Annotated in this window: 11 protein-coding genes; all 11 read left to right on the plus strand. The window is 60.0% G+C overall.

Annotation, left to right across the window (positions count from 1 at the left end):
• Positions 1 to 6: 6 nt before the first annotated feature.
• The 11 genes from gluQRS (at position 7) to acs (ending at position 14,985) form a co-directional block, all read left to right on the plus strand.
• A complete protein-coding gene (gene gluQRS / locus BLW70_RS00675) occupies positions 7 to 903 on the plus strand; it encodes a tRNA glutamyl-Q(34) synthetase GluQRS (protein ID WP_074870939.1) in 897 nt (298 codons plus the stop codon).
• Between the two features lie 77 nt (positions 904 to 980).
• Positions 981 to 1,157, plus strand: coding sequence for a hypothetical protein (locus tag BLW70_RS29910; protein WP_003176118.1), 177 nt, complete (start codon positions 981 to 983; stop codon positions 1,155 to 1,157).
• On the plus strand, positions 1,141 to 4,095 hold the full coding sequence (locus BLW70_RS00680; protein ID WP_162493952.1) for a sensor histidine kinase: 2,955 nt from the start codon (positions 1,141 to 1,143) through the stop codon (positions 4,093 to 4,095). The genes BLW70_RS29910 and BLW70_RS00680 overlap by 17 nt, the downstream gene beginning before the upstream one ends.
• 22 nt (positions 4,096 to 4,117) lie before the next feature.
• Complete coding sequence (locus tag BLW70_RS00685; protein ID WP_074870942.1) at positions 4,118 to 5,554, plus strand: sigma-54-dependent transcriptional regulator; 1,437 nt, start codon at positions 4,118 to 4,120, stop codon at positions 5,552 to 5,554.
• 873 nt (positions 5,555 to 6,427) lie between these two features.
• Positions 6,428 to 7,828 carry a polynucleotide adenylyltransferase PcnB gene (locus BLW70_RS00695; RefSeq protein WP_074870944.1) on the plus strand — a complete coding sequence of 467 codons (1,401 nt, stop codon included), beginning with the start codon at positions 6,428 to 6,430 and terminating at the stop codon, positions 7,826 to 7,828.
• Between the two features lie 3 nt (positions 7,829 to 7,831).
• The gene (gene folK, locus BLW70_RS00700) at positions 7,832 to 8,317 is read left to right on the plus strand and encodes a 2-amino-4-hydroxy-6-hydroxymethyldihydropteridine diphosphokinase (RefSeq protein WP_074870945.1); all 486 of its coding nucleotides are present in this window, start codon (positions 7,832 to 7,834) and stop codon (positions 8,315 to 8,317) included.
• A 367-nt stretch (positions 8,318 to 8,684) separates the two neighbouring features.
• Positions 8,685 to 9,485 carry a 3-methyl-2-oxobutanoate hydroxymethyltransferase gene (panB, locus tag BLW70_RS00705; RefSeq protein ID WP_074870947.1) on the plus strand — a complete coding sequence of 267 codons (801 nt, stop codon included), beginning with the start codon at positions 8,685 to 8,687 and terminating at the stop codon, positions 9,483 to 9,485.
• A complete protein-coding gene (gene panC, locus BLW70_RS00710; protein WP_074870949.1) occupies positions 9,482 to 10,342 on the plus strand; it encodes a pantoate--beta-alanine ligase in 861 nt (286 codons plus the stop codon). The genes panB and panC overlap by 4 nt, the downstream gene beginning before the upstream one ends.
• A 196-nt stretch (positions 10,343 to 10,538) precedes the next feature.
• On the plus strand, positions 10,539 to 10,919 hold the full coding sequence (panD, locus tag BLW70_RS00715) for an aspartate 1-decarboxylase (protein WP_008153310.1): 381 nt from the start codon (positions 10,539 to 10,541) through the stop codon (positions 10,917 to 10,919).
• Positions 10,920 to 11,149: 230 nt separating this feature from the next.
• Positions 11,150 to 12,814, plus strand: a complete 1,665-nt coding sequence (pgi, locus tag BLW70_RS00720; RefSeq protein ID WP_074870952.1) for a glucose-6-phosphate isomerase — start codon at positions 11,150 to 11,152, stop codon at positions 12,812 to 12,814.
• 233 nt (positions 12,815 to 13,047) lie between these two features.
• Entirely contained in the window at positions 13,048 to 14,985 is a 1,938-nt protein-coding gene (acs, locus tag BLW70_RS00725; protein WP_074870954.1) for an acetate--CoA ligase, read from the plus strand.
• The last annotated feature ends 15 nt before the right edge of the window (positions 14,986 to 15,000 follow it).

The raw sequence follows: 15,000 nt of genomic DNA on the forward strand, positions 1-15,000 counted from the left end.
TCGTCCATGACCGCCACGACCTCCACCCCCTACATCGGGCGCTTCGCCCCCACGCCCAGTGGCCATCTGCATTTCGGTTCGCTGGTCGCAGCGCTGGCCTCGTACCTCGACGCCCGCTCCGTGGGTGGCCGTTGGCTGATGCGCATGGAGGATCTCGATCCGCCACGGGAAGAGCCCGGCGCTCAAGCGGCGATTCTCAACGCCCTGGAAAGCTACGGGTTCGAGTGGGATGGCGAAATGGTCCGACAGAGTGACCGGCACGATGCCTACGCCGAAGTTCTCAATCGTCTGCTCAATCACGGCCTGGCGTACGCTTGTACTTGCTCGCGTAAACAATTGGAGCCGTATCACGGGATTTACCCGGGCTTTTGCCGCAACGCCGGTCATGACACTAAAGATGCGGCGATTCGCCTGCGTGTCCCCGAGCTGGAATATCACTTCATCGACCGGGTGCAAGGTGAATACCGCCAACACCTGGGCCGGGAAGTCGGAGATTTCGTGATTCGTCGCCGCGACGGCCTCTACGCCTATCAATTGGCGGTGGTGCTGGACGACGCCTGGCAAGGCGTTACCGATATCGTCCGCGGCGCCGACCTGCTCGACTCCACACCGCGCCAGCTCTACCTGCAAGAACTGCTCGGCTTGCCGCAACCGCGCTACCTGCATATCCCGCTGATCACCCAGCCCGATGGCAACAAGCTCGGCAAGTCCTATCGTTCGCCGCCGTTGACCGAAGATCAGGCAACCCCCTTGCTACTGCGCGCGTTGCGCGCGCTGGGGCACAACCCCGGTGCCGAACTGGCTTACGCCACCCCACGGGAGGTGTTGAACTGGGGCATCGCCCACTGGGATGCAGGGTTGATCCCGCGCACACTCAACCTGCCCGAAGCACAACTACAGTGATCACACTTGCAGTGGCGCGCCCATCCGTTACCATCGCCGCACGTTTTCGGGCACGTGCATAAAAAAGAGAGGCCGGGATGTACATCTATCGCTTGGTCCTGCTCCTGGTAGTGGGGATTTATCTGTTCTCCCCGGCCATCATGGATTGGTGGATCGACGCCACTGGCGCCTGGTATCGCCCTTATCTGCTCTGGCTGATTCTGATTGTCGTGACCTTCATCCTGCAGAGCCAAAAAGATGCCGATGAGCTTTAGCCTGACCCAGATGATCCTGATCAGCGCCGCCTACCTGGCGGTGCTGTTCGGCGTAGCCTGGGTCAGCGAACGGGGCATGATTCCCCGGGCGATCATTCGCCACCCGCTGACGTACACCTTGTCGCTGGGCGTCTATGCCAGTGCGTGGGCGTTTTACGGCACGGTGGGTCTGGCCTATCAATACGGCTACGGATTTTTGTCCAGTTATCTGGGTGTCTCCGGCGCGTTTCTGCTGGCACCGGTGCTTTTGTACCCGATCCTGAAAATCACTCGCACCTATCAGCTGTCGTCGCTGGCCGATCTGTTCGCCTTCCGTTTTCGCAGTACCTGGGCCGGAGCCCTGACGACGATCTTCATGCTGATCGGCGTGCTGCCGCTGCTGGCGTTGCAGATCCAGGCGGTGGCCGACTCCATCGGCATCCTCACCCGCGAGCCGGTGCAGCATCGCGTGGCCCTGAGCTTCTGCGCACTGATTACGCTGTTCACGATTTTCTTCGGCTCGCGCCACATCGCCACTCGCGAGAAACACGAAGGCCTGGTGTTTGCGATTGCTTTTGAATCGGTGATCAAGTTGATCGCCATCGGCGGCGTTGGCCTCTATGCGCTGTACGGCGTGTTCGACGGCCCGCAACAGCTGGAACTGTGGCTGCTGCAAAACCAGACCGCCCTCGCCGCTTTGCACACGCCGTTGCAGGAAGGCCCATGGCGCACGTTGCTGCTGGTGTTCTTCGCTTCGGCGATTGTGATGCCGCACATGTACCACATGACGTTTACCGAAAACCTCAACCCGCGCTCGCTGGTCAGTGCGAGCTGGGGCTTGCCGCTGTTCCTGCTGTTGATGAGCCTGGCGGTACCGCTGATTCTCTGGGCCGGGCTGAAACTCGGCGCCACCACCAACCCGGAATACTTCACGCTGGGTATCGGCATCGCGGCCAACAGCAAGGCTTTGGCGCTATTGGCCTATATCGGCGGATTGTCGGCGGCCAGCGGTTTGATCATCGTCACCACCCTGGCCCTGTCCGGGATGGCCCTGAACCATTTGGTGCTGCCGCTCTATCAGCCGCCGGCCGAAGGCAATATCTACCGCTGGCTGAAGTGGACCCGCCGGGGGCTGATCGTCGCGATCATCATGGCCGGTTACGGTTTCTACCTGATGCTGGGTGCGGAACAGGACCTGGCGAATCTCGGGATCGTCGCCTTCGTCGCCACCCTGCAGTTCCTGCCGGGCGTGCTGTCGGTACTGTACTGGCCGACCGCCAACCGCCGTGGTTTCATCGCCGGTTTGCTCGCGGGGATTCTGGTGTGGCTGGTGACCATGCTGCTGCCGCTGGTCGGCAATCTGCAAGGCTTCTACATACCGCTGCTGAACATGATCTACGTGCTCGACGACACCAGTTGGCACATGGCGGCGATCGCCTCGCTGGCGGCCAACGTGCTGATGTTCACCCTGATCTCACTGTTCACCAACGCCAGCAGCGAAGAGGCCAGCGCCGCGGAAGCCTGCGCTGTGGACAACGTGCGCCGGCCGCAACGTCGCGAATTGCACGCCGCCTCACCCCAGGAATTCGCCACACAGCTTGCCAAACCCTTGGGCGCCAAGGCAGCGCAGAAAGAAGTCGAACAGGCCCTGCGCGACCTCTATCTGCCTTTCGATGAGCGCCGGCCTTACGCCCTGCGCCGCTTGCGCGACCGCATCGAAGCCAACCTTTCCGGCCTGATGGGGCCGAGTGTGGCTCAGGACATGGTCGAAACATTCCTGCCTTACAAGGCCGGCGGCGAAAACTATGTCACCGAAGACATCCACTTCATCGAAAGTCGTCTCGAGGATTACCACTCGCGCCTGACCGGGCTTGCCGCCGAACTCGATGCCCTGCGCCGCTATCACCGCCAGACCCTGCAGGAATTGCCGATGGGCGTCTGTTCGCTGGCCAAGGATCAGGAAATCCTCATGTGGAACAAAGCCATGGAGGAGCTGACCGGGATTGCCGCACAGCGTGTGGTCGGTTCGCGTCTGAGCACCATTGCCGATCCCTGGAAAGAGCTGCTGCAAGGCTTCATCAATCTGCCGGACGAGCACTTGCACAAACAGCACCTGGCCCTCGACGGCCAGACGCGCTGGCTGAACCTGCACAAAGCCGCGATCGATGAACCGCTGGCACCGGGCAACAGCGGTTTGGTGTTGCTGGTAGAAGACCTGACCGAAACCCAGATGCTCGAAGACAAACTGGTGCACTCCGAGCGCCTGGCCAGCATCGGCCGACTCGCCGCCGGCGTGGCCCATGAAATCGGCAACCCGATCACGGGCATCGCCTGCCTGGCGCAGAACCTGCGCGAAGAACGTGAAGAAGACAGCGAACTGAAGGAAATCAGCGGGCAGATCCTGGAGCAGACCAAACGCGTGTCGCGCATCGTTCAGTCGCTGATGAGCTTCGCCCATGCCGGCAGTCATCAGCACAACGACGAGCCCGTCTGTCTGGCCGAAGTGGCCCAGGATGCCATCGGTTTGCTTGCCCTGAACCGGCGCAATTTCGAAGTGCAGTTCTACAACCTGTGCGATCCCGACCACTGGGTCGAAGGCGACCCGCAGCGGCTTGCACAGGTACTGATCAACCTGCTCTCAAACGCCCGCGACGCCTCGCCTCCCGGCAGTGCGGTGCGGGTCAAAAGCGAAGCCGGCGAACACACGGTCGACCTGATCGTGGAAGACGAAGGCAGCGGTATTCCGCAGAACATCATGGATAGATTGTTCGAACCTTTCTTCACCACCAAGGATCCTGGCGAAGGCACCGGTCTGGGCCTTGCACTGGTCTATTCCATCGTTGAAGAGCATTATGGACAAATCACCATCGACAGCCCGGCTGATGTTCAAAGCCAACGCGGCACCCGTATCCGGGTGACCTTGCCGCGTCATGTCGAAGCGACGTCCGCTGTGAACTGAGACCGTCGAGAGTATCGAATCAATGCCGCACATTTTGATCGTCGAAGACGAAACAATTATCCGCTCCGCCTTGCGCCGCCTGCTGGAACGTAACCAGTACCAGGTCAGCGAAGCCGGTTCAGTGCAGGAAGCACAAGAACGCTTCACCATTCCCACGTTCGACCTGATCGTCAGCGACCTGCGTCTGCCGGGCGCGCCTGGCACCGAGTTGATCAAACTCGGCCAGGGCACTCCGGTGCTGATCATGACCAGCTACGCCAGCCTGCGTTCGGCCGTTGATTCGATGAAGATGGGCGCGGTGGATTACATCGCCAAGCCTTTCGATCACGATGAAATGCTGCAAGCCGTCGCGCGCATCCTGCGTGACCGTCAAGCGGTGCAAGCCAGCGGTGAACCGGTCGTCGGCAAAGCCGGCAATGGCGCCACGAAACCGGGCGCCAGCAACAACAACGGCGAAATCGGCATCATCGGCTCCTGCCCGCCGATGCAGGATCTGTACAGCAAGATCCGCAAAGTCGCGCCAACCGATTCCAATGTCCTGATCCAGGGCGAATCCGGCACCGGTAAAGAACTGGTGGCGCGTGCCCTGCACAACCTGTCCAAACGCGCCAAGGCGCCGATGATTTCGGTGAACTGCGCAGCCATCCCGGAAAGCCTCATCGAGTCCGAACTGTTCGGCCACGAAAAAGGCGCGTTCACTGGCGCCAGCGCCGGGCGTGCCGGCCTGGTAGAAGCGGCCGACGGCGGCACCTTGTTCCTCGACGAAATCGGCGAACTGCCACTGGAAGCCCAGGCCCGCCTGCTGCGCGTGCTGCAGGAAGGTGAAATTCGGCGTGTGGGTTCGGTGCAGTCCCAGAAAGTCGATGTGCGCCTGATCGCCGCGACCCACCGGGACCTCAAGAGCCTGGCGAAGATCGGCCAGTTCCGTGAAGACTTGTACTACCGCCTTCACGTGATCGCCCTGAAACTGCCGGCGCTGCGCGAGCGTGGCGCCGACGTCAACGAAATTGCCACCGCCTTCCTGGCGCGACAGAGCGCGCGAGTCAACCGCACCGACCTGAAGTTCGCCCCGGATGCCGAGCAAGCCATTCGTCACTACTCCTGGCCGGGTAACGTTCGGGAGCTGGAAAACGCGGTAGAACGTGCGGTCATCCTGTGCGAGAGCCCGGAGATTTCCGCCGAGCTGCTGGGGATCGATATCGAACTGAGCGATCTGGACGATGACGACTTCATCGGCCTGCCCCCACAACAGGGCAGCGCCGCCGGTAACAACAGCCATGAGCCGACCGAAGACCTGTCACTGGAAGATTACTTCCAGCACTTCGTTCTCGAGCATCAGGACCACATGACCGAGACCGAGTTGGCACGCAAACTCGGTGTCAGTCGTAAATGCCTGTGGGAACGCCGCCAGCGTCTGGGCATTCCGCGGCGCAAGACCGGGGTGGCCAGCGAGAGCTGAACGTCACCTGTCTGATGTGCGGGTAACACGTGACAAGGTGAAAAAACTGTTACCTCACCTTTTTCACGTAACAGAAGCCGGGGCTTACGGTAACGAAGCCCCGGTTTTTTTTGGCCTCTGAAAACCTCATCACCCGGCCTAACCCCTTGTTTTACTGGGCTTCGTAAAAGTTGGCACGCACCCTGCTATATGTTTGGTACAAGAACAATAACAAGCAATGCACAAGACAATAAAAATAAGACGTATCGACTCACGCACAATAAAAACAAGACGGCGAGAGGCGTAGCTAACTGATTCTTTTGGAGAGGCGTTGTATTTGGGGCTTGCCCCACGACCAGGCCGAGAACAACAAAAACTGTCACAAGACAGAGCCTGAACTGGTTGGATCGCAAGATCACTGCAACACAGCGACCAAAGCAATCCGTTTGCTCTTGGCTCCCGATTGGGAGGGTCATGAAGGAAAAACTTCATGGCGAGGGCACTTAACAAAAATAAAAAGCCCGAATCAAAAATAAAAATAGAGCATGCAACTACTTTCTTGGGGAGCTTCGGCTCCCCTTGTAGTTTCTGCGATTCGGCATTCACGCCCCTGTAGCAGCTGCCGAGCAGCGCGAGGCTGCGTTCGACTGCGGAGCAGTCGCAATACAGGCAACCGGTTTCTTCTGACACTCCCCAATCTCTGGTTTGACGACTGCTTCGCAGTCGAACGCAGCCTCGCGCTGCTCGACAGCTGCTACAGTCCCAGGCGTACCAGCCCCTGCTTCAAGCGCTTGCGCAGCTTCCTACACCATCCCCCGACTAAATGCTAGAATCCCCGCCCATCATGCGGTCATTCTTCGTTTTGGCCGAACATTCCTTCAAACAGTGCATCCCATGCTGAAGAAGCTGTTCCAGTCATTCCGTTCTCCCAAGCGTCATACGCAACACATTCGCAGTACGCCTGAAGTGCTCAACAGCGGCCAACATTCGCTGCAAAAGGCCCAATTCAGTCGCTACGCGGTGAACATTGTCGAACGCCTGCAGAACGCCGGTTATCAGGCTTACCTGGTCGGCGGCTGCGTGCGTGACATGCTGCTCGGCATCACGCCAAAAGACTTCGACGTCGCCACCAGTGCCACACCTGAACAGGTGCGGGCCGAATTCCGCAACGCGCGGATCATCGGTCGCCGCTTCAAGCTGGTGCACATTCACTTTGGCCGCGAAATCATTGAAGTCGCGACCTTCCGCGCCAATCACCCGCAAAACGATGAAGAGGAAGACAGCAACCAGTCTTCCCGCAACGAGAGCGGGCGCATCCTGCGCGATAACGTCTATGGCACGCTGGAAGAAGACGCGCAACGCCGCGACTTCACCATCAACGCCTTGTATTACGATCCGGTCAGCGAGCGCATCCTCGATTACGCCAACGGCGTACACGACATCCGCAATCACCTGATCCGCCTGATCGGCGACCCGAAGCAACGCTACCAGGAAGATCCGGTACGGATGCTGCGAGCCGTGCGTTTCGCCGCCAAGCTGAATTTCGGCATCGAAAAACACAGCGCCGTGCCAATCCGTGAGCTGGCGCCGATGCTGCGCGAGATCCCATCGGCCCGCCTGTTCGAAGAAGTACTCAAGCTGTTCCTCTCCGGCCATGCCGCGGACACCTTCGAGATGCTGGTCGACCTGCAGCTGTTCGATCCACTGTTCCCGGCCAGTGCCGAAGCGCTGGAATACAACCCGACCTACACCCACACGCTGATCAGCGATGCGTTGATCAACACCGACCTGCGGATCAAGCAGAACAAACCGGTGACCCCGGCGTTCCTGTTTGCGGCGCTGCTGTGGCCTGCCCTTCCTGCTCGGGTCCTGCGCCTGCAAGAACGTGGCATGCCGCCGATTCCTGCGATGCAGGAAGCCGCCCATGAACTGATTGCCGAACAGTGCCAGCGCATCGCGATTCCGAAACGCTTCACCATGCCGATCCGCGAGATCTGGGACATGCAGGAGCGTCTGCCACGCCGCAGCGGCAAGCGCGCCGACCTGTTGCTGGACAACCCGCGGTTCCGTGCCGGTTACGACTTCCTGCTGCTGCGCGAAAGCGCCGGCGAGCAGACCGACGGCCTGGGCGAATGGTGGACGGATTATCAGGACGCCAATGACAGCGAACGTCGCGACATGATCCGCGACCTCAGCGGCAAGGATGACGGCACCGGCGCCCCACGCAAGCGTCGCCGCAGCGGTGGCGCCAAGCGCAAACGCACCGTCGGCGCACCGAGCGCTACGGGCGAGTAATCCATGGAACGCATCTACATCGGCATGGGCAGCAATCTGGCTGACCCCGCCGAACAATTGCGCAGCGCGGTCGACGCGCTGGCGCAGTTGCCGCAGACCGAACTGATCGGGGTTTCCGGGTTTTATCAGAGCGACTCCCTGCTACCCGGCCAACCGCGTTACACCAACGCGGTTGCCGCCCTCGACAGCACGCTCGCGCCGCTGGAACTGCTTGATGCGCTGCAAGCCATCGAAAACGGACAGGGCCGCGAGCGCCTTGAACGTTGGGGGCCACGTACGCTGGATCTCGACATCGTACTGTTCGGTGATCGGCTGATCGACGAACCTCGCCTCAAGGTGCCTCACTACCATATGCAGGAACGCGCTTTCGTTCTCTATCCGCTGGCCGAACTGGCGCCTGCGGATTTGCGTCTGGCTGATGGCCGCAACCTCAGTGAACTGCTCGCTGCCTGCCCGTTCGTCGGCCTGGAACGCCTCTCTCCGAATTAATGCAAATCCCCTGTGGGAGTGAGCCTGCTCGCGATAGCGACTTAACATTCACCGAAGATGTTGACTGTCAGGACGCCATCGCGAACAGGCTCACTCCCACATTGGTTTTGTGTCGAACACAAGATCTGGAGTTGCTGAATCGCATCAGTTACCCCGGTAACACCCCACGCGTAACAATGCGGTAACACACGCAATTGACTTCCCGAGTTCTCCTCACGACTATAGGCGTCCCGCTGCCGCCAACACGGCGTTGAAGGGCGCAATCCAGGCCTTAAAAGCACGACAACAGACCGTGCGCCTGTATTTAACGAAGAATCACGCGCGTTACTCGCAGTAGTTTCCACAGCGCCTGAATGAGGAACTTTTCATGCCAGCCATCACCCTGACCACTCTGCAAGGTCTCAAGCAAAAAGGTGAAAAGATCACCATGCTGACCTGCTATGACGCGACCTTCGCCCACGCCTGCAATGAGGCTGGCGTCGAAGTGCTGCTGGTGGGCGACTCCCTCGGCATGGTTTTGCAAGGTCACGACAGCACCCTGCCGGTCACCACCGCTGAAATGGCTTACCACGTGGCGTCCGTCAAACGCGGTAACACCGATGCGTTGATCCTCGCCGACCTGCCCTTCATGGCCTACGCCACCCTTGAACAAACCATGATCAACAGTGCCCTGTTGATGCAGGCGGGTGCGCACATGGTCAAGGTTGAAGGTGCGCTGTGGCTGGCGGACTCGATCCGTCTGCTGGCCGAACGCGGTATCCCGGTGTGCGCCCACATGGGGCTGACACCGCAATCGGTGAATATTCTGGGCGGTTACAAAGTCCAGGGCCGTAGTGAAAACCAGGCACGGCAGATGCGTGCCGATGCCATCGCTCTGGAACAGGCGGGTGCAGCCATGCTGTTGCTCGAGTGCGTACCGAGTGAACTGGCCGAGGAAATCACCCAGGCGGTGGGTATCCCGGTGATCGGCATCGGCGCCGGCAGTGGCACCGACGGCCAGGTGCTGGTTCTGCACGACATGCTCGGCCTGTCGATCACGGGCCGCGTGCCGAAGTTCGTGAAGAACTTCATGGCCGGGCAACAGAACATTCAAGCGGCGCTTGGTGCGTACGTCACTGAAGTCAAAGCGGCGACTTTCCCTGGTATCGAACACGGATTCTCTGCATGAACACCGTAAAAACCGTACGCGAATTGCGGGCCGCCGTGGCCCGTGCCCGCAGTGAAGGCAAGCGCATCGGCTTCGTGCCGACCATGGGCAACCTGCACAGCGGTCATGTGGCACTGGTGACCAAAGCCACCCAACGGGTGGATTTCGTGGTCGCGAGCATTTTCGTCAACCCGTTGCAGTTCGGCGCTGGCGAAGACCTCGACAAGTACCCGCGCACCCTCGCGGCCGATCAGGAGAAACTGCTCCAGGCCGGTTGCCACCTGCTGTTCGCGCCAACCGTTGAAGAAATGTACCCCGACGGCATGGTCGGCCAGACCCGCGTCAGCGTTCCGCAACTCTCCGAAGGCCTGTGCGGAGCCAGTCGTCCTGGGCATTTCGAAGGTGTGGCAACGGTAGTCACCAAACTGTTCAACATGGTCCAGCCGGACCTGGCGATCTTCGGCCAGAAAGACTTCCAGCAACTGGCGGTGATTCGCGCTCTGGTGCATGACCTGAACATGCCGATCCAAATCATCGGCGAACCGACGGTACGTGCAGCCGACGGCCTGGCGCTGTCGTCGCGCAATGGTTTCCTCAGCGAAGAACAGCGGGCCGTTGCGCCGGTTGTGTATCGCGGTTTGAGCCAGATTGCCGAGGCGATCAAACAGGGCGAACGGGATTTCCCGGCGTTGATCGATGCGCAGATCAAGCAGCTTGAAGCGGCAGGTTTGCGTCCTGACTATCTGGAAATTCGGCATGCGCTGACCTTGCGCCCGGCAACTGCGCAGGATCGGGATCTGGTGATTCTGGTGGCGGCGTTCCTGGGCACTACGCGGTTGATCGACAACCTGCATCTGAACCTCGACGCGCCCGCATAAACACTACAAAACCACTGTGGGAGCGAGCCGGCTCGCGATAGCGATATCACAGTCGACAGAGAGGTTGCCTGTGAGCAAGCCATCGCGAGCAGGCTCGCTCCCACATTGGGTCTGTGTGGGTGCTCACGCCGTATTGCTGGCCCTCAAGCCTTTGGGCACAATGCCCGCCGTTCGATTCCGACCTGGGGAAACACTCATGCACGCCATCATGCTCAAAGCCAAGCTGCATCGCGCCGAAGTCACCCACGCAGTACTCGATTACGAAGGTTCCTGCGCCATCGACGGCGAATGGCTGGACCTGTCCGGCATCCGTGAGTACGAACAGATCCAGATCTACAACATCGACAATGGTGAACGCTTCACCACCTACGCGATTCGTGGCGAAGAAGGCTCGCGCATGATCTCGGTCAACGGTGCCGCCGCACACAAGGCCAAGGTCGGTGACCGCGTGATCATCTGCGCCTACGCCCACTACAGCGAAGCCGAGCTGCTCAACTTCAAGCCACGCATGCTCTACATGGCGCCGGGTAATGAACTGAGCCACACCAGCAATGCCATTCCGGTTCAGGTCGCCTGATCCGGTCTTAGCCTCTCCCCCCTTCCGTTTGTCGGACCGTTCCCTGCTCGATGTATAAAAAAGTACCGGGAACGGGTCAGACAAAGTCAAGACAGATCGCAGCGCGAGGTTTACTGTATTCGCCCTGTGTCATGAAATCGTGTCGACGCAGTTGACCGGACGCCCACCCGCAGCGCTCCGGTATTTTTAGTGTTCAAAAGGCCGTTCAAGTAAAAAGGAAAACCGCAGCGATGGCGTATTACCGCACCCCTCAAGACGTTACCGCTCTGCCCGCCTGGCAAGCGCTGAATGACCACCGCCAAGCCATGCAGGATTTCAGCATGCGCGAAGCCTTTAATGCCGATCCGCAGCGCTTTACCCAATTCACCCTCAGCAGCTGCGGTCTGTTTCTCGATTACTCGAAAAACCTGATCAACGCCCAGACCCGCGATCTGCTGGTGGGCCTGGCCAACGAAGTCGACCTCCAAGGCGCGATCAAAGCGCTGTTCGAAGGCGAAATCGTCAACTCCTCCGAAGGTCGTCCGGCCTTGCACACCGCCCTGCGCCGGCCGGTCGGCGACAAGCTGAAGGTCAACGGCGTCAACGTGATGCCGGAAGTGCACAAGGTCCTGAACCAGATCACCGACCTCGTGGGCCGTATCCACGACGGTTTGTGGCGCGGTTACTCCGAGAAGCCGATCACTGACGTGGTGAACATCGGCATCGGTGGCTCGTTCCTCGGCCCGGAGCTGGTCTCCGAAGCGCTGCTGTCCTACGCCCAGAAAGGCGTGCGCTGCCATTACCTGGCGAACATCGACGGCAGTGAGTTCCACGAACTGACCATGAAGCTGCGTGCCGAAACCACGCTGTTCATCGTTTCGTCGAAATCCTTCAACACCCTCGAAACCTTGAAGAATGCCCAGGCCGCACGCGCCTGGTACCTGGCTCAGGGTGGTTCGGAAGCCGAGCTGTACCGTCACTTCATCGCCGTCTCCAGCAACAATGCAGCGGCGGTGGCCTTCGGGATTCGCGAAGAAAACATCTTCCCGATGTGGGACTGGGTTGGCGGCCGTTACTCGCTGTGGTCGGCCATCGGTTTGCCGATTGCCCTGGCCATCGGCATGTCGAACTTCAAGGAACTGCTGTCCGGTGCCTACACCATGGACCAGCATTTCCAGAGCGCGCCTTTCGAACAGAACATGCCGGTACTGCTGGCGCTGCTCGGTGTGTGGTACGGCAACTTCTGGGGCGCGCAAAGCCACGCGATCCTGCCGTACGACCACTACCTGCGTAACATCACCAAGCATTTGCAACAGCTGGACATGGAGTCCAACGGCAAGAGCGTGCGCCAGGACGGCACCCCAGTATCCACCGACACCGGTCCGGTGATCTGGGGCGGCGTGGGTTGCAACGGTCAGCACGCGTATCACCAGTTGCTGCACCAGGGCACCCAACTGATCCCGGCCGACTTCATCGTGCCGATCGTCAGCTTCAACCCGGTGTCCGACCACCACCAGTGGCTGTACGCCAACTGCCTGTCGCAAAGCCAGGCGCTGATGCTGGGCAAGACCCTTGCCGAGGCCGAAGCCGAATTGCGCGACAAAGGCATGAGCGAAGAAGAGGTGCAGAAACTCGCGTCTCACAAGGTGATCCCGGGCAACCGTCCGAGCAATACCCTGGTGGTCGAACGCATCAGCCCGCGTCGTCTCGGCGCTTTGGTGGCGATGTACGAACACAAAGTCTTCGTGCAAAGCGTGATCTGGGGCATCAATGCCTTCGACCAATGGGGCGTGGAGCTGGGTAAAGAGCTGGGCAAAGGCGTTTACAACCGCCTGGTCGGCAGCGAAGAAACCCCGGCTGACGATGCCTCGACCCAAGGCTTGATCAACTACTTCCGCGGTCGTCACCGCGGGTGATCTGACGCCACTCGGCGGCACTTGTGGGAGCGAGCCTGCTCGCGATGAGGCATGACATTCAACATTAGTTGTATGTCAGACCGCTATCGCGAGCAGGCTCGCTCCCACATTGGTTTGCGGCAGTCACAAATTTTGTAGCCGTCCCCTTCCACACCGATCGGCAGCTGACTTGAACCCTTCCCCCACTCGGCGCATCTTTATTACTTGTCGCAAAACAAGAATAAGGAACCGTCATGTTCGATATCAGCACGTTCCCCCAAGCCGATGCCGTCCGCCGGGCTGCAAATCTGAGTCAAGACGACTATAAGCGCCTCTATCGCCAATCCATCGAGCACCCCAGCACCTTCTGGGCCGAACAAGCCACACGCTTTCTCGACTGGAGCACCCCCTGGGATACTGTCCAGCGCTATAACCTGAAAACCGGTGAGGCGAGCTGGTTTGCCGGCGGCAAGTTGAATGTCAGTTACAACTGCATCGACCGTCATCTGGAAAGGCGCGGCGATCAAACCGCGATCATCTGGGAAGGCGACGATCCCGCCGAATCTACCCAGATCAGCTACAAAAAACTTCATCACCACGTCTGCCGCCTGGCCAACGTGCTCAAAAGCCGTGGCGTGAAAAAAGGCGACCGCGTGTGCATCTACCTGCCGATGATCCCCGAAGCCGCCTACGCCATGCTCGCCTGTACGCGCATTGGCGCGGTGCATTCGGTGGTGTTCGGTGGTTTCTCTCCGGACTCTGTGCGTGACCGGATTCTCGATGCCGACTGCCACACCGTGATCACCGCCGATGAAGGCGTACGCGGCGGTAAAGTCGTGCCGCTCAAGCAGAAGGTCGACAAAGCGCTGCAAAACTGCCCGAACGTCAGCACCGTGATCGTGGTCGAGCGAACTCAGGGCGAAGTGGACTGGGTCGAAGGCCGGGACATCTGGTATCACCAGGCGCTGCGTGACGTCAGCGACGATTGCCCGCCGGAACCGATGGGCGCCGAAGACCCGCTGTTCATCCTCTACACCTCCGGCAGCACCGGCAAACCCAAAGGCGTGCTGCACACCACTGGCGGCTATCTGCTACAAGCGGCGATGACCTTCAAGTACGTGCTCGACTACCGCGACGACGAAGTCTTCTGGTGTACCGCCGATGTCGGCTGGGTCACCGGCCACAGCTACATCGTCTACGGGCCGCTGGCCAACGGCGCGACCACGCTGATCTTCGAAGGCGTGCCGAGCTACCCAAGCAGCTCGCGCTTCTGGCAGGTGATCGACAAGCACCATGTAAACATTTTCTATACCGCCCCGACCGCCCTGCGCTCCCTGATGCGTGAAGGCCCCGAACCGTTGAAGGAAACTTCCCGCGCGAGCCTCAGATTACTCGGCACTGTCGGTGAGCCCATCAACCCGGAAGCGTGGGAGTGGTACTTCAATGCCGTCGGCGAACAGCGTTGTCCGATCGTCGATACCTGGTGGCAGACCGAAACCGGCGGCATCATGATCAGCCCGCTGGTCAGTGCTCAACGGATCAAACCCGGTTGCGCCACACAACCGATGTTCGGCGTGCAACCGGTGTTGCTCGATGAAGTGGGCAAGGAAATCAAAGGCGCCGGCAGCGGCGTGCTGGCGATCAAATCCAGCTGGCCGGCGCAGATCCGCAGCGTCTACGGCGACCCGCAACGCATGGTCGACACCTACTTCAAGCCCTACCCCGGTTACTACTTCACTGGCGACGGTGCCCGGCGCGATGAGGATGGCGATTACTGGATCACCGGGCGCATCGACGACGTGATCAACGTCTCCGGGCACCGCATCGGCACCGCGGAAGTGGAAAGCGCATTGGTGCTGCACGACAGCATCGCCGAAGCGGCGGTGGTCGGTTACCCGCACGACGTCAAGGGTCAGGGCATCTACGCCTTCGTCACCCCCATGAACGGCACCGAGCCCAGTGACGAACTGAAGAAAGCGTTGCTGGCTCACGTCAGCGAGGAAATCGGCAGCTTCGCCAAACCGGACCTGATCCAGTGGGCGCCGGCCTTGCCGAAAACCCGTTCGGGCAAGATCATGCGGCGCATTCTGCGCAAGATCGCCTGCAACGAACTGGACAGCCTGGGTGACACCTCGACCTTGGCTGACCCGAGCGTGGTCCAGGATCTGGTCGATAAACGCCTGAACCAATAAAGGCTTGTTTCAAAA

Origin of the sequence: Pseudomonas frederiksbergensis (genome assembly GCF_900105495.1) — a bacterium.
Taxonomy (GTDB): Bacteria; Pseudomonadota; Gammaproteobacteria; order Pseudomonadales; family Pseudomonadaceae; genus Aquipseudomonas; species Aquipseudomonas frederiksbergensis.

Excerpts from the sequence above, each read along its gene's own strand:
- folK (WP_074870945.1), top strand. The coding sequence starts at position 7,832 with ATGGAACGCATCTACATCGGCATGGGCAGCAATCTGGCTGACCCCGCC.
- pgi (WP_074870952.1), top strand. The coding sequence starts at position 11,150 with ATGGCGTATTACCGCACCCCTCAAGACGTTACCGCTCTGCCCGCCTGG.
- panC (WP_074870949.1), top strand. The coding sequence starts at position 9,482 with ATGAACACCGTAAAAACCGTACGCGAATTGCGGGCCGCCGTGGCCCGT.
- panD (WP_008153310.1), top strand. The coding sequence starts at position 10,539 with ATGCACGCCATCATGCTCAAAGCCAAGCTGCATCGCGCCGAAGTCACC.
- BLW70_RS29910 (WP_003176118.1), top strand. The coding sequence starts at position 981 with ATGTACATCTATCGCTTGGTCCTGCTCCTGGTAGTGGGGATTTATCTG.
- BLW70_RS00695 (WP_074870944.1), top strand. The coding sequence starts at position 6,428 with ATGCTGAAGAAGCTGTTCCAGTCATTCCGTTCTCCCAAGCGTCATACG.
- panB (WP_074870947.1), top strand. The coding sequence starts at position 8,685 with ATGCCAGCCATCACCCTGACCACTCTGCAAGGTCTCAAGCAAAAAGGT.
- acs (WP_074870954.1), top strand. The coding sequence starts at position 13,048 with ATGTTCGATATCAGCACGTTCCCCCAAGCCGATGCCGTCCGCCGGGCT.
- BLW70_RS00685 (WP_074870942.1), top strand. The coding sequence starts at position 4,118 with ATGCCGCACATTTTGATCGTCGAAGACGAAACAATTATCCGCTCCGCC.
- BLW70_RS00680 (WP_162493952.1), top strand. The coding sequence starts at position 1,141 with ATGCCGATGAGCTTTAGCCTGACCCAGATGATCCTGATCAGCGCCGCC.
- gluQRS (WP_074870939.1), top strand. The coding sequence starts at position 7 with ATGACCGCCACGACCTCCACCCCCTACATCGGGCGCTTCGCCCCCACG.